The organism is Staphylococcus sp. EG-SA-10, assembly GCF_017151945.1.
Classification (GTDB): domain Bacteria; phylum Bacillota; class Bacilli; order Staphylococcales; family Staphylococcaceae; genus Staphylococcus; species Staphylococcus aureus.
The window spans coordinates 1-21,579 of record NZ_JACVZJ010000003.1 but is presented as its reverse complement, the minus strand read 5'-3'; the positions used below and the strand labels follow the sequence as shown (position 1 = coordinate 21,579).

The window sequence follows — 21,579 nt, the reverse complement described above, 5'->3', positions numbered from 1 at the left end:
ATACTGTATTCGTCATGTTTTAACACTCTATATAATTTGATTTAACTATTTTTTCAAATGTGTTATCTGTTAAATCAAGTAAATCTAAAAACTTCCTATATAAATACAAAATTTTATCGTGTATGTTGTTATACGATGAAAATACTTTTAATCTAATAAAATCATTTAAATCAAATACACCTCTGCTGATTAACAACACATACTTGTACTTGCCTCAAAAATAATAATTACTGATCATGATTTGACTTTTATAACAAAATTCAAAAATATTGTAATGAGTATTCATTTTTATAAGCAAAACTTTTCAATTAATTAAAATTGTGTGTAAAATTCCAACATTAACGGTAAATGTATTATAATATTATTGTGTTAATGCTGAAATCACGTTAAAATAAGCTTTGGTGTATTGTGTCTTTCGCATTTATACTAATTTAAGTTTGGTGTTTCACTATAATGTTGTGTATAATAAACAACGTTTACTACCAAACTTGTGTGGTGAAATTTATGAATTATCCAAATGGTAAACCATATCGTAAAAATAGTGCTTTAGACGGAGGGAAAAAGACCGCTGCCTTTAGTAATATTGAGTATGGTGGACGTGGTATGTCACTTGAAAAAGATATCGAACATTCAAATGCGTTTTATCTTAAAAGCGACATTGCAGTTATTCACAAAAAGCCAACGCCAGTACAAATAGTTAATGTCAACTATCCTAAACGGAGTAAAGCTGTGATTAACGAAGCTTATTTTCGTACACCTTCAACAACTGATTACAACGGCGTTTATCAAGGTTATTATATTGATTTTGAAGCAAAGGAAACTAAAAACAAGACGTCCTTTCCTTTAAATAATATTCATGACCATCAAGTCGAACATATGAAAAATGCATATCAACAAAAAGGTATTGTGTTTTTAATGATTCGTTTTAAAACGCTAGATGAAGTTTATCTTTTACCCTATTCAAAATTCGAAATATTTTGGAAGAGATATAAAGATAATATTAAAAAGTCTATAACAGTTGATGAAATACGAAAAAATGGTTACCATATTCCTTATCAGTATCAACCAAGATTAGACTATCTAAAAGCAGTTGATAAGTTGATATTAGATGAAAGTGAGGACCGCGTATGACGGAAAACAAAGGATCTTCTCAGCCTAAGAAAAATGGTAATAATGGTGGGAAATCCAACTCAAAAAAGAATAGAAATGTGAAGAGAACGATTATTAAGATTATTGGCTTCATGATTATTGCATTTTTCGTTGTTCTTTTACTAGGTATCTTATTGTTTGCTTATTATGCTTGGAAAGCACCTGCTTTTACCGAAGCTAAATTACAAGATCCGATTCCTGCAAAGATATATGACAAGAACGGAGAACTTGTTAAAACATTAGATAATGGCCAAAGACATGAGCATGTAAATTTAAAAGACGTGCCGAAATCAATGAAAGACGCAGTACTTGCAACTGAAGACAATCGTTTCTACGAACATGGCGCACTTGATTATAAACGTTTATTCGGTGCAATTGGTAAGAACTTGACTGGTGGATTTGGTTCTGAAGGTGCCTCAACATTAACGCAACAAGTTGTTAAAGATGCATTTTTATCACAACATAAATCTATTGGACGTAAAGCTCAAGAAGCATACTTATCATATCGTTTAGAACAAGAGTATAGTAAAGATGATATCTTCCAAGTATATCTAAATAAAATTTACTATTCTGATGGCGTAACAGGTATTAAAGCTGCTGCTAAGTATTACTTTAATAAAGATTTAAAAGATTTAAACTTAGCGGAAGAAGCTTATTTAGCCGGTTTACCTCAGGTTCCAAACAACTATAATATTTATGATCATCCAAAAGCTGCTGAAGATCGTAAAAACACTGTTTTATACTTAATGCATTATCATAAACGCATTACAGATAAACAGTGGGAAGATGCTAAGAAAATCGATTTAAAAGCGAACTTAGTAAATCGTACTGCTGAAGAACGTCAAAACATTGATACAAATCAAGATTCTGAGTATAATTCATACGTTAACTTTGTAAAATCTGAATTAATGAATAATAAAGCATTCAAAGATGAAAATTTAGGTAATGTATTACAAAGTGGTATTAAAATTTATACAAACATGGATAAAGATGTTCAAAAAACATTACAAAATGATGTTGATAATGGTAGTTTCTACAAGAATAAAGACCAACAAGTTGGTGCAACGATTCTTGATAGTAAAACTGGTGGTTTAGTTGCTATATCTGGTGGACGTGATTTCAAAGACGTCGTTAACAGAAACCAAGCAACAGATCCTCACCCTACTGGTTCATCTTTAAAACCTTTCTTAGCGTATGGACCTGCCATTGAAAATATGAAATGGGCAACAAACCATGCGATTCAAGATGAATCTTCATATCAAGTTGATGGATCTACATTTAGAAACTACGATGTGAAGAGTCACGGTACTGTATCAATTTATGATGCTTTACGACAAAGTTTCAATATTCCAGCTTTAAAAGCTTGGCAATCAGTTAAGCAAAATGCTGGTAATGATGCACCTAAGAAATTCGCTGCCAAACTTGGCTTAAACTATGAAGGCGATATTGGTCCATCTGAAGTACTTGGTGGTTCTGCTTCAGAATTCTCACCAACACAATTAGCATCAGCATTTGCTGCAATCGCTAACGGTGGTACTTATAACAACGCGCATTCAATTCAAAAAGTAGTTACTCGTGATGGTGAAACAATCGAATACGATCATACTAGCCATAAAGCGATGAGTGATTACACTGCATACATGTTAGCTGAGATGCTAAAAGGTACATTTAAACCATATGGTTCTGCATATGGCCATGGTGTATCTGGAGTAAATATGGGTGCTAAGACAGGTACTGGTACTTACGGTGCTGAAACTTATTCACAATATAATTTACCTGATAATGCAGCGAAAGACGTGTGGATTAACGGCTTTACACCTCAATACACTATGTCAGTGTGGATGGGCTTCAGTAAAGTTAAACAATATGGTGAAAACTCATTTGTGGGACATAGCCAACAAGAATATCCACAGTTCTTATATGAAAATGTGATGTCAAAAATTTCATCTAGAGATGGCGAAGACTTTAAACGTCCTAGCTCAGTAAGTGGTAGTATCCCATCAATCAATGTTTCTGGTAGTCAAGATAACAACACTACAAATCGTAGTACACACGGTGGTAGTGACACATCAGCAAACAGCAGTGGTACTGCACAATCAAATAACAATACTAGATCTCAACAATCTAGAAACAGCGGTGGATTAACAGGTATATTCAACTAATCCACTCAACATAAAATCCTCAGTTACACCATAAATATGGTATAACTGAGGATTTTTTTATAAGTATTCATACGCTATTGCTATATTAGTAGAAACGGTAAAATCAGTCATTCACATACATTTTGAAACATCTAAATAGTTTTCATATTCACATCTTTAGCTATTTAAAATTATTGATATTGCAAAAGTGCTTGTTCCCATTTTTAAAATTATGATTATATTTTCTCATAGTCATCTTAGACGCTGTTTTAAATTGATATGTTTATCAATTCCCTGAGTACGTTAATCAGTGAAATATCAACATGTTTGCAACATATTTTCACAATCATAGATATAAGAAATCCACCTACGATTCGAAATAGATATCTTAAAGCATACCTCAAGATATCCATTATGATGTAGATGGACAGTTTTTATATTAAGACATTGTAATGGCACGACACCTAACATAAATACAAATATGTGTGCATGAATTAGTTTTACATCTTTTCAACATTAGGAAATGATCAAACTTGTCTATACCTGCTTATTCTTTAACCTTGTTTGATAACTAGCATTCATTTTAATCAATTCAGTTTTAAAGGTCTTCATTTGTCGATAGCCCATAAAATGATATTTACGTTCAATCATATAATCATATCTTTCTTTAAAATTCATTGGCACAACAGGATATTGATTTAAATTATCAAAATCAATATTGCCAGTTATGTCATTAACCTGCTTAAAATAATCAATAATTTTACTATGGTATTCATCCAAGTAGGGCTTTGCTTCACTAGAACCTAATGTCTTATTTTTGGCAAATACATCAATCTCTTGTTCTAAATTATCAAATACCTCTTTTGTAATATTTGTCATGTTATCACGCTTCTTTCAAACTAGCTTTATAACGTTTTTGTCCTTCTCTACAATCTTCTAATAGTGGACAAATATCGCATTTAGGTTTTCGGGCTAAACAGTGGTATCTTCCAAAGAAAATGAGTTGATGATGGCTCCTATTCCATCTATCTCTAGGTATGACAGAACATAAACGGTCTTCTACCTGTCTCACATTATCTTTCCAACGATTAATACCTAAGCGTTTAGAAACACGTTCTACATGCGTATCAACAGCTAATGAAGGTTCACCAAATGCTACACTCATGACTACATTAGCAGTTTTACGTCCTACACCAGCTAAACTTTCTAATTCCTTATGTGTTTGTGGTATTTCTCCATTAAATTGATCAATCAAAGATTGACAAAGTTTCTTAATATTCTTTGCTTTGTTACGATACAGACCGATAGAACGAATATCATTCATAAGTTCTTCATCACTGACTGCCAAATAATCTTCAGGCGTTTTGTATTTTTTAAACAGCTCAGTTGTTACTCTATTTACTAGAACGTCTGTACATTGCGCTGACAATAATACAGCAATAGTTAATTCGAACGGATTATCATGTTTTAATTCACATTCTGCATCCGGAAACATATTTGCTATAACATCAATCATTTCTAATGCTTTTTTCTTACTTACCATCAAGGTTCTCCCCGTTTAACCAATCAAATTTAGGTACCGTTTTAACTGTGTGCGTCATTTTCGGTTTATTAAATTTTTCTCTTATTTTTCTAGAATCGTCAATTGTTTTGACATTGTTTTTCTTCCAATTAAGTAAAATACGATCCATATATTTAAAGCTAAGTTTATTCAAACTATTCGCCTCGTCTAATGCCGCTTGTATAATTGCAGTATCGTGTTTATCAACATCAATCCATTGATTTAACGTTTCTATTTCATATGGAGATAACGGCCTTGCAAATGTATCCTCTAAAATTCTAAATAATTGTTTAAATTTTTCTTTACTATTTTGCTCTTTCGTTTCCATACTTTGTTGCTTCAATATATGACTTAATTTTTCGAAAAAAGGATCTAGATTCATATATTCGGTAAATCTACCTTCTTCATCTTTTTGAACTTGTAATTCTAGCAATTCACGTTGTATCAAATTTTGAATAACCATTGTAATATCGCGTGGTTGCATAGTTGAGCCCTTCTGAAGTAATTCAATTGAAGGCTGTTTATTTGATGTTTCGGAAGCATAAATCAATTTAAGCAAAATGACTAAATCTTGCTCATCTAAACCTAAGTCACTGTAATGGTCTAATAATTCTCTTCGTATCACTACAGGTCTTGCTTTTAATTGATATTTATCCATGTTCGTGCCCCCTTTTAAATTTAACCATTACTTAATAGTATAAATCATTTTCTTTAATTTTCGACTAAAATGCTTAATATATTTAACTAGTAGCAAACAAATTTTAAATAACAGTATTTTTTTAAAACTAGTTTTTAACAATGAACTTTATGTATAATCAGACGAGCTATTTATTTTCCAAATATAGTTACTAAACAAAAGTTTGTTCATGCTTAATGAAAGCCGTTATCAATCTACATTTTCCAAGCATAAATCGCCCAGCTATTAATATAGGCTGGACGATTCTTTTTATTATCATAATATAAATTTTAAGTAACGATTCTAAAACTTATGGATATAAACGGTTTAATAATCTTGGGAATGGCGCTGTTTCACGAACGTGTTCAACACCAGAAATCCATGCTACTGTACGCTCTAAACCTAAACCAAAACCACAGTGTGGCACACTACCATAACGACGTAAGTCTAAGTAGTAACTATATGCTTCTTCGTCTAATCCATGTTCTTTAACGCGTTGTTCTAACAATTCTAAGTCATCCACACGTTCAGATCCACCTATAATTTCACCGTATCCTTCAGGTGCAATTAAGTCTGCACATAATACAGTTTCTTCATTCTCAGGATTTGGTTGCATATAGAAAGGCTTAATTTTAGTTGGATAATTAGTAATAAACACCGGTAAATCATAATGATTTGCAATGGCTGTTTCATGTGGCGCACCAAAATCTTCGCCCCATTCAATATCATCAAAGCCTTCTGCTTTTAAGAATTCAATTGCATCATCATATGAAATTCTAGGGAATGGTGTCGCAACTTTTTCAAGTTTTGATGTATCACGCTCTAAAATTTTCAACTCTAGTTTACAATTTTCTAAAACTGATTTTACTACATGTGTTACATATTGTTCTTGAATTTCTAAACTTTCAGTATGATTTGTGAAAGCCATTTCCCCTTCAATCATCCAGAACTCGATCAAGTGTCTACGTGTTTTTGATTTTTCAGCTCTGAAAGTTGGACCAAATGAAAATACTTTTCCGTGTGCCATTGCTGCAGCTTCTAAGTATAACTGACCACTTTGAGATAAAAACGCATCTTGATCAAAGTATTTAGTATGGAATAATTCACTTGTACCTTCTGGTGCACTTGCTGTCAAAATTGGTGGATCAACCTTTGTAAATCCATCTTTGTTGAAAAATTCATACGTTGCACGAATAACTTCATTTCTAATTTTCATTACGGCATGTTGTTTTTTAGAACGTAACCATAAATGACGGTGATCCATTAAGAATTCTGTACCATGATTTTTAGGTGTAATCGGATAGTCATGCGCTTCTGAAATAACTTCAATTGATTTCACTTGCATTTCGTATCCTAAGTCAGAACGATTATCTTCTGTAATTGTGCCTGTAACATATAGAGATGATTCTTGAGTAATTTCTTTCGCAAGTTTGAATACCTCTTCATCAACTTCTGATTTAACTACTACACCTTGCATAAAGCCTGTTCCATCACGTAATTGTAAAAAGGCGATTTTACCACTTGAACGTTTATTTGTTAGCCAAGCACCAATTGTAACGTCTTGGTTTAAATGATCTTTCGCTTGTTTAATCGTTGTTTTCATAACCATTCTCCTATTTATTTTTTCGTTATACAATACTCATTCATTTTAACAAAATCCGCTTTCAAGTTCTAGAACTAGACTAAAAGATAACGTGTAAATGGTAATGATTTAAGCACAGATTTGAACATAAATTTATATTAAGACAGTGCAATCATCAGTTTCAGTCAAAATATATAATAAAGCCTCAATATTATTAGTATGAAGGTCGTTTTTTGTGCTAACATTCAAGTTTAATTAAAAAACTCAAATTTTGACGACCAAACAAAAATTCTTGTAACAGAACATAGCACATGTCATGTCACAAGAATTTTACTTTGTATTTCACTTTTTCTTTTTTTGAATTTGTCTTAATAATTTTCCAAACTGTTGAATATCGCCTTTTTTCTGACGATAATTTTCAAGTGTTTGTTCAAAAAAGTTTTTATAATTACTGTTTATGAGTCGATCATCAAATGAAACTATTATGCCGCGATCATTTTCATTTCTAATTAATCTTCCAAGTCCTTGTCTAAAACGTGTAACTGCATCAGGTAATACATATTCCTTGAAAGTTGAAGTGAATTCAGAATCCATAAGCCAATATTTTGCATTATGCTTGTTCATAAACGGTAACTTCGCTATCATCACACATTTAATACCATTTGCTTGAAAATCAAAACCTTCAAAAAATGTTGACGTACCAAGCAGTATGGCCTTATCAAAATTGTTAAACTGTTGTACTATTTTATAATTTTGGTTCTGCTGTTGTGTTAATACAACATAATCTTCAAATTCTGGCAATTCATTTAGCATATCTTGTACCATATGCATCATTTTATAACTCGTAAATAAGACTAAACATTTTGATGACGTTATAGTCGTATATTCAATAATATAGCTTACAATCGATGCTACATACTCATCTATATTTTTATATTGATAAGATGCTACATCACTCGGTATAAATACACTTGTATTTTTTGCACTTTGTAACGACGTGTTAACTTCAAATGTATTAAAGTGAACATCTTTGTTGAATAACTGTTTAAAAGCATCAAACGAATGATTAAATTTTAAAGTACCAGATATAAAAATGAGTGATTTAAATTTTTCCAATACTTGTTTCGTCAATACATCTTTTACAGCGTAATCTTTCACATATAAACGTATTGTTGATTTTTGAGATAAATTTTTAATTGAAATGAAACTAGTATGTCCAGCTTTTAAACTTTGTTCGATATTTTTAAATTTATCTTTTAAATACAACAACTGTTTCCGTAATGATTTAACTGTTTTATGACTAATGCCATTGAATATTTCTAGCGTTTTATTTAACTTATCAATAATCGCATGTAAATCCTTCAAAATGTCTTTTGTTTCAAAAGTAAATACATTATGGAAGCGATGAATATCATCATCATAAACATCAGAATCATTGATAATCGTAAATATTGTTGAGAACAATTGCTCATTTAACTCATGAATCTCATTCATACTAGCCTTCAAGCCAAAAATATCAATTGGTGCAATATCTAATTTTTCCAATATTCGTTGCTTTTCCAGTTGATCAATTGCCTTTAACAATTTTTCATTTTCGTTTTTACCAATCAAACCAAGCTGATATTTAATATCAGCATAACTCAACTCATTTGTCACTTGATTTAAGGCATAGTCTGGTAAGCGATGTGCTTCATCCACTATACAATCATCAAACAATTGATATATTGAATTTTCAACATCAGAATGAATTAAATGTGCATGATTTGTAATACCAATTTGAATGTTCTGTGCATTTCGCTTAATAAAATTATAATAATGAACATCGTGACGTGCCGGTACATATGTTTCGATTTTCTGGTCAAAATACATCTTTTGACCACCCTTTAAATTTAATTCCTGTATATCTCCGGATGGCGTCTCTGTAATCCAAATCAGCAATTGCATTTTCAAGATATTCACTTCGTAATTACTTGTGTCATCTTTTAAAATTTGACTAATAAGTCCCAATGAAATGTAATCACTTTTACTTTTAATCAATAGTGCATTAATTTTAAAATTCAACGCTTCATTCATTGCTGGAATATCTTTTTCTAACAATTGACTTTGCAGTAATTTAGTATTGGTAGAAATCATGACATGCTTTCCAGTTTCAATATTATACATCAAGGCCGCAAGTAAATATGCTAATGATTTACCACTGCCTAGTGATGCTTCAATCATTGCTTTTTCACTATGCATGAGCTGATCTAATATAGTTTCCGCTAAATATAATTGCTGCGGTCGATATGTTAAGCCAAGTTGATCTACAGCTTTGCTATATAAAGACTTCAAGCTGCCATTATAATTTGTTGTCGGCTTTTTAAAATCAACTTGCTTACGATAGATAATCTGTTCGAACTTTTCGTACGATTTATCCAACGGCTTTGCATCATATTGCCTAACCATCTCAAAGAAAATATCATACAAATCGTATTTCAACTGTTTACTTAAATAATATAATTGCTTTAAAGTATCTAAAGGTAACTTTTCAAATTTTTCAAAAGCTAATATCATCAATTTAGCAGTAGTAGCGGCATCTTCGTCAGCTCGATGGGCATTTGCTAAAGTAATACCGTGTGCCTCCGCTAATTCACTTAATTGATAGCTTTTATCTGTAGGAAAAGCTATTTTAAAGATTTCTAGTGTATCTATAACTTTTTTGGGACGATATTGAATATTACAATCTTTAAATGCCTTTTTAATAAAATTTAAATCAAAATCTACATTATGCGCGACAAAAATGCAATCTTTTATCTTATCGTAGATTTCTTGTGCAACTTGATTAAAATATGGCGCTTGTTGTAGCATATTTTCTTCAATGGATGTTAACGCTTGAATGAATGGCGGAATCTCTAAATTTGTTCTAATCATAGAATGATATGTATCAATAATTTGGTTATTGCGCACAAACGTTATACCAATTTGAATGATATCGTCAAAATCTAATTGGTTGCCTGTTGTTTCCAAATCCACAACGGCATAGGTTGCCATACCCATAGCTATCTCTCCTTGCTTTAGTGTTAAAAATCTATATCTGCACTAATTAAACGGTGTGATTCACCCGCTTCATCTCTAACAATTAGATAGCCATCGTAATCTAAATCAATTGCTTGTCCTTTAAACTGTTTATCATTTTCTGTAAATAGCAACGTTCTATTCCAAATATTAGAAGCTGCAATATATTCTTCACGAATTTCAGAAAAAGGTAACGTTAAAAATTGATTATATCTTTTTTCAATTTCTTGAAGTAATCTCTCTAAAAATTGATATCTATCTAATTTATTTTTATCATGTAATTGTATACTTGTTGCTCTATGTCTAATACTTTCATCAAAGTCTTCTAGTTGTTGCGTCAAATTAATACCTATACCACATATTATTGCTTCTATACCATCATTATTAGCAACCATTTCAGTTAAGAAACCACACAATTTACCATTATCAATATATATATCATTAGGCCATTTCACTTTGACTTCATCTTGACTAAAATGTTGAATCGCATCTCTTATCCCTAATGCAATAAATAAATTAAATTTAGATATCATTGAGAATGCAACGTTAGGTCTTAACACGACAGACATCCAAAGTCCTTGCCCTTTTGAAGAACTCCAATGTCTATTAAATCGCCCACGACCTTTCGTTTGTTCATCACTCAAGATAAAAAATGAAGATTGATTTCCAACAAGTGACTTTTTCGCAGCAAGTTGTGTAGAATCTATTGAATCGTATACTTCACTAAAATCAAACAAAGCAGAACTTTTTGTATATTGGTCTATTATACCTTGATACCAAATATCTGGGAGTTGTTGTAATAAATGTCCTTTATGATTTACTGAATCTATTTTACATCCCTCTAACTTTAATTGGTCAATCACTTTTTTTACTGCAGTGCGCGATATATTAAGTGATTCCGCAATGCTTTGTCCAGATATATAATTCGGTTTATTTTTATAGAGTAATTGAAGTACATCTTGACTATATTTTGACATGATTATCCACCCATTTCAAAATTTCAGTTTCTTCGATTCTTACTTTACCTGTTACAATCGCTATCTCAATTTGTCTTAGCACATCTTTTAACCACGGACCACTTTTGGCATTTAAATGTGCCATAAGTACACCGCCATTAACCATCATGTCTTTTCTATTATGCATAGGTAAACGATGTAATGTTTCATCAATCGTTTGAAGGTTAACGATTAATGGTTCATGTCCTTGAATATCATTTGCCTTTAACACGTCTGCTGCAACCATTACATTTTTAATGAGATTCGTATCATAATCATAAACAAACATTTTTAATTGTTCTTTTGTAATAATACTTGGTAATGTATTCATAATTTGAATATATTGATTGATATCTTTTATTTGTCGGTTACTTAGCTTTAAAGGCTTTAATGAGTAATTAATATCAAATTTAACTGACACTATAGCAATCAACAATTCTAAATCAATTGGTTCAGTCACATTAATTTGATTCATATCAAGATGTTCGAAATATGGCATATAATTAAATGCTTTCAGCGATTTTAAATGATTAAAACTCTTTTCAACATTAATACCTCGCATTAATTTAGTTAGTTCAATCACTATACGCTCAATTGATAAAAATTTAATATCTGCCATTTGTGTACGCATCGCTTCAAATGTTTCCGTTGCAATTTCAAATGATAATTGTGACTGGAATCTTAAACATCGAATCATACGTAAAGCATCTTCTTGGAATCGTTCCTCAGCTATACCTACAGTTCTTATTATTCGATTATTAATATCTTGTTGACCATCAAAATAATCATACAATTTGTATGATGTATCCATTGCTATCGCATTCATCGTGAAATCTCTTCGTTGCAAATCTTCGTATAAATCACGAACAAATGTAACACCACTTGGTCTACGGTGATCGACATAATCTTCTTCAGCCCGGAATGTTGTCACTTCATAATTTTCATCATTAAAAACTACATTTATGGTGCCATGTTCTTTACCTACAGGTATCGTATGACTAAAGATAGATTCTATTTCATCTGGCGTTGCACTTGTTGTGATATCTATATCATGAATATTTCTTCCCATGACATAATCTCTTACAGAGCCACCTACATAATATGCTTCAAAACCATTGTCTTGAATTTGTTCTAATATAGGCCTTGCCTGTTCAAATAATGATTTATTCATATTATTACTCGCCTTTACTTTTGTTATGCTCATTTAGCATTTTTTGATAATAATACTCATATTGATCTGTAATGAGTTCTGATCCAAAACGTTCAGCAATATCTGCTAGCATGTTTTTCTGAAGTTTGTTGTATAACACCTTATCTTCAAGTAATCGGATAGCATAGTTACTCGCTGAATCACAATCACCCACATCTACGACAAATCCAGTTTCACCATGTTTAATAACCTCTTTAATTCCACCGGCATTTGAACCAATTGGAACGACGCCTGTTTTCATAGCCTCAAGTAAAGTTAGTCCAAAGCTTTCTTTATCACTTAATAATAATACTAAGTCAGATAATTGGTAAAATTCACTTACGCAATCTTGTTTCCCTAAAAATAAAACATCCTCTTCTACGTTTAACTCTTTCGTCTTTTGACGCATTGGCACTAATTCAGGGCCATCACCAAGTAAAATTAATTTACTAGGTATCTTTTCACGTACTTTTGCAAATGTTTCTATAATAGTATCTATGCGTTTTACTTGTCTAAAATTCGATACATGTATTAACACTTTTTCATCTGGTGCTATACCAAATTGTGCTTTTAATGCTGTGTTATGTTTAGTTGGAAACTCATTTTCACGTACAAAATTATAAATCGGTATAATTTCTTTGTTAGTTTCGATAATTTCATGTGTTTCTTGCGCTAAAGATTTACTCACACTTGTCACAATATCACTTTTTTCAATGCCAAATTTAATTGCACCTTGGAGTGAATGATCATAGCCCAAAACAGTAATATCAGTACCGTGTAACGTTGTCATAATTTTTATATCTTTACCTGACATCTCACGAGCTAAAATCCCACAAATTGCATGAGGTACAGCATAGTGCATATGCAACAAATCAAGATCATATTCTTTAATAACTTCAGCGATTTTAGTACTTAACGTAATATCATACGGTGGATATTGAAATACTGCATATTGATTCACTTCAACTTGATGAAAAATCATATTCGGTAATGGTTTTCTTATTCTAAACGGGATATTTGAAGTGATAAAATGTACTTCGTGACCTCGCTCTGCTAATTTAATTCCTAATTCTGTGGCAATAATTCCAGAACCACCCATGGACGGGTAACATGTTATACCTATCTTCATTCGCTTGCCCATCCTTTCTTTCTATTTCTCTTTCTATTATTCTCGATGCGTAGATAATTGTTTAAATTTAAGTTTATAGTAATGTTGAGTTTATAATTTCAAATATCTAAAAAACAGGTGTTGTATATATAATCATTTATCTAGTTAAACTTACTTTAAAAATAATATGATTTCATGCGATGCAATTCATTGGTCTATGATTTTAATCTTAATCAAATCCAAATAAAGCATATATTTTTATATTCACTTTCTTTCGAATCGATTTTTATCTCTTGTATTAAACTTTTCCATTGTTTCATTAAAGCTCTCTGTCATATCTATTCCCATTGAATTCGCCAAACATAACAACACAAATAAATTATCACCTAATTCTGCTTTAATCGTATTTGCTTCCTCTGAATCTTTCTTCTTTTTTTCACCATAGGTATGATTTATTTCACGTGCAAGTTCGCCCACTTCTTCAGTCAATCTAGCTAAGTTAGCTAATGGTGAAAAATATCCTGTTTTAAATTGTCCAATATATTCATCAACTTCACGTTGCATTTCTACCATTGATTTCATTTCTACGTTCTCCTTATATTGCATTTCTAATATAGTATATATCAATTTGAAGTCTCATGCATGTTTAGTGCAATCTACTGACTCTAGCTAAACTAGATGACAAGTTGTTTATTTTAGAAGTTTAATAATTCAGTTTATATAAATGTAATGCATTCCTAACTAAATTAAATCAATTGAAATTGGGATTATAACTTTATGATTCGTACCACTACAATAAAATAATATAGTGAATAATCTACCATTAGAAAAATAAACACAAAAAAACTAGCAATCACACAAAATGTGATTAGCTAGTTAATAAGTGTCTAATTTAAGTTAATTGTTAATCTATAAGATTAATCACTTGAACGCGCAATCAAAATAATACGTACAAGCTCTGCTACAGCGACAGCAGTTGCTGCAACATAAGTCATTGCTGCTGCAGATAATACTTTACGCGCATGTTTGTATTCCTTCTCATTTACAATGTTCAATGCCGTAATTTGTTTCATCGCTCTTGAACTCGCATCAAACTCAACTGGTAACGTAACAATTGAGAATAATACCGCTAATGACATTAAACCAGCACCAATCCATAAAGCAGTTGAACCAAATGCACTACCTATCGCTGTTAAGATAATACCTAACATGATGATCATATAACTTAATGAACTCCCTAGGTTTGCAACAGGTACTAATGCTGCTCTGAATCTTAAGAACCAGTATCCTTGGTGATCTTGAATGGCATGACCAACTTCGTGGGCTGCAATTGCAGTTCCAGCAACTGATGGTCTGTCATAGTTTGCAGGAGATAGTGAAACAACTTTCTTTTTAGGATCGTAATGATCTGTTAAGAATCCTTCACCTTTAACAACTTCGACATCATAAATACCGTTTGCATGTAAAATTTCTAATGCAACTTCACGACCCGTTTTACCACTAGTTGATCTAACTTGTGAATATTTCTCATAGTTAGATTTAACTTTGTGTTGTGCCCATAAAGGAAGCACCATTAATATTACGAAATAAATTATCATAGTAAAAATTGAAGACAATAAACTCACTCTCCTTTATAAATATTTTACTGTCATTTGCCGTTTTTATCAAATCATTTACACTTTAATAATTTGTTTAATTCAATATAAAGCAAAAGTCCAAAAACACTCAGACAACATGATAATACACCAATTTGCCACACATGTGTAGTTATAAAATCATAATATGGAAATTGAAGGTGAAAATAGTCAATATAATCATTCAAAAATACCCAAGTCATCGCTACACTGATTCCAATCATAGAACGTTTAAACCTAGGATAGAAGTAAATTGCCTGAACAGCCATTATACTGTGGGAAAACATTAATACCAGGCCATTTACTGTAATATCACCTTGTTCAATAATAAATAATATATTCATAATAACTGCCCAAATCCCATATTTGAATAATGTTACAAATGCCAGTGCATCGATAAAACTATTTTGTTTTCGGATTAATATCAATGAGATAGAAATAACTAAGAAAAATATTGCAGTTGGGCTATCTGGAACAAAAATCTTAAACTGCCACGGCGTATGACTTAATTGTTCACCATACCATATATAACCATAAATCATCCCTAATATATTACAAATGAGTAGCATCATTAACCATGAACGTTGATAAAGTGTATATTGCCAAAATGTATTAATCGTCATCTGCTAAGTCCTCAAATTGATTATGTTTATTTACTAGCTTGAGTGTATTTAAAATTTGCGTTAGTTGATAAAAACGTTGCTTTTCATTCATCTGTAAACTTAAATCAATATTATGTAGCAAGTAATCTATTAATAACGCATGTTTATGCCGATCTATAGCCATACTATTTAAATCATGAAGATAAGTTTGATAGCTAGGCGATTCCGTTAGTTGAGCAACTATTAAATCATCTAGCCTTTGCTCACGCTTTGACACGTTTGCGAAGTGAATTTGAATATCAAAAGCACAGTTATGATTAGCGATATAATCAAATATTTCATTTGTATTCATTAACTTTATATTACGCTTAGTAAATTGAATTGCAGAAGCGTGACTTCCCACTTCTGCAATTTCTAATGTTTCATGATGATTAATTTTTGTATCTACAAAATGAATGTTTGCCAACTTCGCCTCATTCACTTTTATATAGTTAAGCACCCAAACTGCAATACGCGACTTAAATCGATATTGAAAAAGTAAATATTCAATAAAACTTTCTTTAATTTGATTGAGTGTCTCTGACATCAAATACCCCATTTTAAGATTGCAATCTTGATAATTCGTCATGCCAATTTTCGTTACTTGGTTCTAGTTCCAACAATTGATTTAAAATAGTAATTGCTTGTTCCTTTTGACCAGTTTCAATTAAATAGAAATAATAATCACTCATAAAATCAATATTTGTTTTCATCGTTGGATATGCTAATTCAAAGAAATGTTGAGCTTCTTTATCTCGCTCTTCTTGACCATAGGCAAACGCTAAATGCCACATGAATGTAGGATCCAAATCTTCTTCATCTACATATGTTAATAATTCAATGATTGCTTCATAATCTTCTTCATTACGATATAAATCGCTTAAAATCAATAAAGGTTCTTGGTAAGCATTATCAACCTCTAATGCTTGTTTTAACAATAATACACCTTCATTAGCATCGCCGTGTTCTATTTCCAAACATCCAGTTGTATACATTAACTCTTTATAAAATTGACTTAGTCGTAATCCTTCTTTACCCGTTTCAATGGCATCTGGATAATTTTTTTCATTTTCATATAATGATTGTAAATACAAGTAGCCTTGAATATAATCAGGATCTTTAGAAAGTAATGTAGTCATTATTTTAATTGCTTCTTGAGTGATGTCATTTTTATCGTAAGAAATGGCTTTTTTGAGATAATCTTCTGAAGTCATTTCATCTTCATTAATTTCATCGTATAAGCGAATCGCATCACTATAGTTACCACTTTGTAAACTACAATCTGCCATACGAGAGAATAAATTCACACCATTAACTTGATATTCACCAGTTTCTAAAACAGTTTCGTATTCAGAGGTAGCACGTAAATATTGACCATCATAATATAACATTTCAGCCAATGCGAAATGGATTATTGGATCATTTGGCTCTAGTTCAAGTGCTTCTTGTAATTTATCAATAGCAACTTCCATCATATTAATTTGTTGATATAAATCTGCTTCTAACATCAACTTTTCAGGTGATGGTTCAACATAACTTAAATATTCTAACGCTTCGTCAGTTTGATTTTCAGACATTAAACCTTCAATAAAATAAATCAGCAATTCACTTTCGTCTGGATATTTGTGATATAACACGCGGAATACTTCCAAACCTTGTGGCATTAATCCAAAATTGTAAAGTGTCTCTCCTAGAATAAATAATGCGTCATCGTTGTCAGTAGTTATTGCTTCATTAACACGAGAGTCTAAATTTTCTAGTTTTTGTAGATTGATATCGTCTATTAATTTATAGATATCTTCCATTTTATATTATCCCTCATTTTCTAAAAGCTTTAGTTTTGGTAAAAATCCTGGAAATGATACATTTACAGCATCAAATTGTTTGATTTTGACAGGTTCGCTTGAAAGTAGAGAAGCAACTGCAAGCATCATCCCTATTCGATGATCCGTTAAACTATCCACTGTTGCATTTGTTTTAAATTCTGACGGATGAATAATCAATCCATCATTAGTTGGTTGTAATTCAAACCCTAACAAGTTTAACATATCAGCCGTTGTATCAATTCTATTTGTTTCTTTTACTTTTAATTCCTCGGCATCTTTAATTGTACTCGTGCCAACTGCTTGTGTACAAAGTAATGCTATCACTGGCAGTTCATCAATTGCTTTTGGCACTAATTCTCCTTCGATTGTTATTGGTTGAAGCATTGGTGTGTATTGAATACGAATAGAAGCAGTAGGTTCAGCACCAGTTGTTTGATTGAAAAGTTGAATATTACCGCCCATTTTTTCAACAATATCAATAATACCTGAACGTGTTGGATTGATTCCAACATTATGAATTGTTACATCACTTCCTGGTGTGATAAGTGCTGCAACAATAAAGAACGCTGCAGATGAAATATCGCCAGGAACATGAAAATCTGCAGGTTTAATGTATCGAATTGCTTCAGGGGTTGTAGTAATTGATAACCCTTCTGCTTCAATTGGAATATTAAAATGTCTGAACATCGTCTCAGTATGATTTCGACTTACATCTAATTCTTTAATGATGGTCGATTCCTTAGAAAATAGACTTGCGAATAAGATGGCACTTTTCACTTGTGCACTTGCCACTTCCATCTTGTAATTAATACCTTTAATTACAGATGGTTTTATGATTAATGGGGTGTAATTGTCTTCAATTCCTTCAATATTTGCATTCATACTTTTTAACGGTCTTAAAACACGATCCATCGGCCTTTTACCTATGGAAACATCTCCAGACAAGACACTTTCAATACCTAAACCACTTAACAAACCTGCCAATAATCGTGTTGTCGTACCAGAATTACCTGTATACAAAACTTGATGTGGCGTGTTAAAAGATTGATATCCTGGGGAAGTCACAACTAATTTTTCATCATCTTCTTTGATTTCTACACCTAACAGTCGGAAAATGTCCATCGTACGACGACAATCTTCGCCAAGTAGTGGCTTATATATAGTAGATACACCTTCAGCTAGCGACGCCAACATGATTGCACGGTGTGTCATTGATTTATCGCCCGGCACTTCTATTTCGCCCTTTAACGGACCTGAAATATCAATGATTTGTTCATTTACCATTTCATTCACCTACTTAAAATATGTTTTTAATTGTTCACATGCATGTTGTAATGTTAGTTGATCAACATGTTGTACAACGATATCTCCAAATTGTCTAATCAAGACCATTTGTACACCTTGCTTATCATTCTTTTTATCACTTAGCATATATTGGTATAACGTTTCAAAATCCAAGTCAGTTATCATGTCTAAAGGATAGCCGAGTTGTATTAAATATTGAATATAATGATTAATATCATGCTTAGAATCAAACAAAGCATTCGCAACTATAAATTGATAGATAATGCCAACCATCACTGCATGACCATGAGGTATTTTATGATAGTATTCAACAGCATGCCCAAATGTATGACCTAAATTTAAAAATTTACGTACACCTTGTTCTTTTTCATCTGCAACAACAATATCTAGCTTCGTTTCAATACCTTTAGCAATATATTTATCCATACCATTTAATGACTGTAATATCTCTCTATCTTTAAAGTGCTGTTCGATATCTTGCGTCGCTGATTCACCATTCAATAACGCATGCTTATAAACTTCTGCATAGCCACTTAATATTTGCTCAAATGGTAACGTCTTTAGAAAGTCTAAATCATAAATCACAGCAGTTGGACGATAAAATGCACCGATAAGGTTTTTACCTTGCTTTGAGTTAATACCCACTTTACCGCCAACACTAGAATCATGCGCCAAAATCGTTGTGGGAACTTGTATAAAATGGACACCTCTTAATAGTGTTGCTGCTACAAATCCTGCAAAATCTCCTGTCGCACCACCACCAACAGCTATAATCGCTGTATTACGCGTTACATGATGCGACAAAATGTATTCTAAGGTTTCTTGATATTGCTCAAATGTTTTCGTCTTTTCACCAGCTGGAATAATGACTTTATGCACATTTTCATATGATAAAATATCATCAAATTTATTCGCAAAATATTGATTTACATATTCATCAATTAACAAGAAACTTTGGTCAAATTGATTTAAATATGTGCCTATATACTTGATTGCACCGTGTTCAACATATATTGGATAATTGTTTGAAGGGTATGTTGTTTGTAATTTCATGATTACACCTCAATTGTTCTTGTTGTTAAAACTCAATATTTAATTGTCTGCGCTCAATAATTTGTTGTTTAAGTTGCTCAATATGATTTGATTGGAATTCTTCCAATAATGCTTTTGCAATTTCAAATGCTACGACATGTTCGCAGACGATACTTGCTGCAGGAACAGCACAACTATCAGAACGTTCAATTGTTGCTTTAAAGTCTTCTTTGGTATTAATGTCTACTGAATTTAATGGTTTATATAACGTTGGAATTGGTTTCATTACACCATTAACGATAATTGGCATTCCATTTGACATACCGCCTTCTAAACCACCTAAGTGATTTGACCCACGATAATAGCCCAATTCAGTATCGTAGAGAATTTCGTCTTGAATTTCGCTACCAGGCTTTTCAGCGGCTTTAAATCCTTCTCCAAAACTTACACCTTTAAATGCATTAATACTAACGACACCCTGTGCTATTCTTCCATCTAATTTACGATCATAATGTACATAACTACCTACACCAACAGGCATATTTTCAACTACAACTTGAACTACGCCCCCTATTGAATCACCATCGTTTTTCGCTTCATCAATTTTATCGCGCATTGCTTGTGCGATGCCATCATCAATTACACGGACGTCATTTCGATCAAGGTTTGCTTTAAATGTTTCTGAATCATAAAAATCTTTATCTTTAATGCCACCTATCTCAACAACACGACTGTATATTTCGATATCTAATTGTTCTAATAAAACTTTGCATAGTGCACCGACCGCTACACGTGCTGCTGTTTCTCTAGCAGATGAACGTTCTAATACATTTCGTAAGTCACGATGATTATATTTCATACCGCCAACTAAATCTGCATGTCCCGGTCTTGGCTTCGTAATTGTACGTTTCATATTTTCTCGTTCTTCGTCGCTTATTGGCGCAGCGCCCATAATTTTTCGCCAATGTGTAAAATCATCATTAGTAACAACCATTGTAATAGGGCTACCTAATGTATAACCATTTCTTACACCCGAAACAATCTCCACTGTATCTTTTTCGATTTGCATACGACGTCCACGTCCGTAACCGCCTTGACGCTTAAACATTTCTTTATTAATATCCTCAACCTTAATTTCTAAATTTGCAGGTACACCTTCAACAATAACTGTTAATTGAGGTCCATGTGATTCTCCTGATGTTAGGTATCTCATACACACTCGCTCCTTTCATACTTCCACGATAACATTATAATATGTTGTTAATCTTATCATATTCATTGTGCATTCATAAATGTTTGTTTTCAAGCTCAATTAAGAAATTGATTTATATCTCTTTTTAAATGTCAGAATTATCTTAATATTAAACGAACTAAGATTCATTATAATATATTCACAACGAGAAAAGTATTATGAATTTCTAATATTGTTAGATTGTTTAAACAACCATTTGAAAATTTAAAATTTATTCGAACAACTTATACCGCATATAATCGTAGCTAACCACTAATAAATAATATAGGTTCTTCATCTTTTATGGTGGGAAGGTAAAACTTCCTGCTTTTTTAATACACAAAAAGCGCAATTGCCTCTATAATTTAAAGTGACCAAACCCAAACTAAAGGAGACAAGTGCGCCTATGTGTAATGATACCTTAGAATTACTAAGAATAAAAGATGAAAATATAA

The 21,579-nt window shown here is 31.9% G+C and carries 19 protein-coding genes; 2 read left to right on the top strand and 17 right to left on the bottom strand.

All coding sequences use genetic code 11. The features are described 5' to 3' along the window. Window positions 1-19: 19 nt before the first annotated feature. On the bottom strand, window positions 20-199 hold the full coding sequence (locus tag IDG45_RS14055; RefSeq protein WP_001788819.1) for a hypothetical protein: 180 nt from the start codon (window positions 197-199) through the stop codon (window positions 20-22). Window positions 200-504: 305 nt separating this feature from the next. On the opposite strand from IDG45_RS14055, the gene recU reads away from it, so the two are divergent. Further along, on the top strand, window positions 505-1,131 hold the full coding sequence (gene recU / locus IDG45_RS03740; protein WP_001108892.1) for a Holliday junction resolvase RecU: 627 nt from the start codon (window positions 505-507) through the stop codon (window positions 1,129-1,131). Next, on the top strand, window positions 1,128-3,311 hold the full coding sequence (locus IDG45_RS03735; RefSeq protein ID WP_000138347.1) for a transglycosylase domain-containing protein: 2,184 nt from the start codon (window positions 1,128-1,130) through the stop codon (window positions 3,309-3,311). The genes recU and IDG45_RS03735 overlap by 4 nt, the downstream gene beginning before the upstream one ends. Window positions 3,312-3,827: 516 nt before the next feature. Here IDG45_RS03735 and IDG45_RS03730 read toward each other — a convergent pair. The 16 genes from IDG45_RS03730 to aroC all read right to left on the bottom strand — a co-directional run bounded on the left by IDG45_RS03730 (window position 3,828) and on the right by aroC (window position 21,106). Then, entirely contained in the window at window positions 3,828-4,169 is a 342-nt protein-coding gene (locus IDG45_RS03730) for a YpoC family protein (RefSeq protein WP_000182028.1), read from the bottom strand. Between the two features lie 4 nt (window positions 4,170-4,173). Beyond that, window positions 4,174-4,833, bottom strand: coding sequence for an endonuclease III (gene nth, locus IDG45_RS03725; RefSeq protein ID WP_000253768.1), 660 nt, complete (start codon window positions 4,831-4,833; stop codon window positions 4,174-4,176). Then, window positions 4,823-5,509, bottom strand: coding sequence for a DnaD domain-containing protein (locus tag IDG45_RS03720; protein ID WP_000362213.1), 687 nt, complete (start codon window positions 5,507-5,509; stop codon window positions 4,823-4,825). The genes nth and IDG45_RS03720 overlap by 11 nt, the downstream gene beginning before the upstream one ends. A gap of 328 nt (window positions 5,510-5,837) precedes the next feature. Beyond that, on the bottom strand, window positions 5,838-7,130 hold the full coding sequence (gene asnS, locus IDG45_RS03715) for an asparagine--tRNA ligase (RefSeq protein WP_000858797.1): 1,293 nt from the start codon (window positions 7,128-7,130) through the stop codon (window positions 5,838-5,840). Window positions 7,131-7,451: 321 nt separating this feature from the next. Beyond that, window positions 7,452-10,145, bottom strand: a complete 2,694-nt coding sequence (gene dinG / locus IDG45_RS03710; protein WP_000525073.1) for an ATP-dependent DNA helicase DinG, 3'-5' exoribonuclease type — start codon at window positions 10,143-10,145, stop codon at window positions 7,452-7,454. 23 nt (window positions 10,146-10,168) lie between these two features. Further along, the gene (locus IDG45_RS03705) at window positions 10,169-11,140 is read right to left on the bottom strand and encodes a biotin--[acetyl-CoA-carboxylase] ligase (RefSeq protein WP_000049912.1); all 972 of its coding nucleotides are present in this window, start codon (window positions 11,138-11,140) and stop codon (window positions 10,169-10,171) included. Beyond that, window positions 11,127-12,329 (bottom strand): CCA tRNA nucleotidyltransferase, encoded by a 1,203-nt coding sequence (locus tag IDG45_RS03700; protein ID WP_206171557.1) that lies wholly within the window; start codon window positions 12,327-12,329, stop codon window positions 11,127-11,129. Before IDG45_RS03700 ends, IDG45_RS03705 begins: the two co-directional genes overlap by 14 nt. A gap of 4 nt (window positions 12,330-12,333) precedes the next feature. Then, window positions 12,334-13,476, bottom strand: coding sequence for an N-acetyl-alpha-D-glucosaminyl L-malate synthase BshA (bshA, locus tag IDG45_RS03695; RefSeq protein ID WP_000690018.1), 1,143 nt, complete (start codon window positions 13,474-13,476; stop codon window positions 12,334-12,336). A 243-nt stretch (window positions 13,477-13,719) separates the two neighbouring features. Continuing rightward, complete coding sequence (locus IDG45_RS03690; RefSeq protein WP_000839926.1) at window positions 13,720-14,037, bottom strand: nucleotide pyrophosphohydrolase; 318 nt, start codon at window positions 14,035-14,037, stop codon at window positions 13,720-13,722. Window positions 14,038-14,372: 335 nt separating this feature from the next. Beyond that, window positions 14,373-15,053 (bottom strand): zinc metallopeptidase, encoded by a 681-nt coding sequence (locus IDG45_RS03685; RefSeq protein WP_001827022.1) that lies wholly within the window; start codon window positions 15,051-15,053, stop codon window positions 14,373-14,375. Between the two features lie 71 nt (window positions 15,054-15,124). Continuing rightward, window positions 15,125-15,712 carry a DUF1405 domain-containing protein gene (locus tag IDG45_RS03680; protein ID WP_000154688.1) on the bottom strand — a complete coding sequence of 196 codons (588 nt, stop codon included), beginning with the start codon at window positions 15,710-15,712 and terminating at the stop codon, window positions 15,125-15,127. After that, the gene (locus tag IDG45_RS03675) at window positions 15,702-16,277 is read right to left on the bottom strand and encodes a YpiB family protein (RefSeq protein WP_000005212.1); all 576 of its coding nucleotides are present in this window, start codon (window positions 16,275-16,277) and stop codon (window positions 15,702-15,704) included. The genes IDG45_RS03680 and IDG45_RS03675 overlap by 11 nt, the downstream gene beginning before the upstream one ends. Before the next feature lie 13 nt (window positions 16,278-16,290). Beyond that, window positions 16,291-17,535: a tetratricopeptide repeat protein gene (locus IDG45_RS03670; protein ID WP_000389525.1), complete on the bottom strand. Its 1,245-nt coding sequence runs from the start codon at window positions 17,533-17,535 to the stop codon at window positions 16,291-16,293. A gap of 6 nt (window positions 17,536-17,541) precedes the next feature. Beyond that, entirely contained in the window at window positions 17,542-18,840 is a 1,299-nt protein-coding gene (aroA, locus tag IDG45_RS03665; RefSeq protein ID WP_000245910.1) for a 3-phosphoshikimate 1-carboxyvinyltransferase, read from the bottom strand. 9 nt (window positions 18,841-18,849) lie between these two features. Next, window positions 18,850-19,914 (bottom strand): 3-dehydroquinate synthase, encoded by a 1,065-nt coding sequence (gene aroB, locus IDG45_RS03660; protein ID WP_000776332.1) that lies wholly within the window; start codon window positions 19,912-19,914, stop codon window positions 18,850-18,852. 25 nt (window positions 19,915-19,939) lie between these two features. Beyond that, window positions 19,940-21,106, bottom strand: a complete 1,167-nt coding sequence (aroC, locus tag IDG45_RS03655) for a chorismate synthase (RefSeq protein WP_001269935.1) — start codon at window positions 21,104-21,106, stop codon at window positions 19,940-19,942. Window positions 21,107-21,579 lie beyond the last annotated feature (473 nt).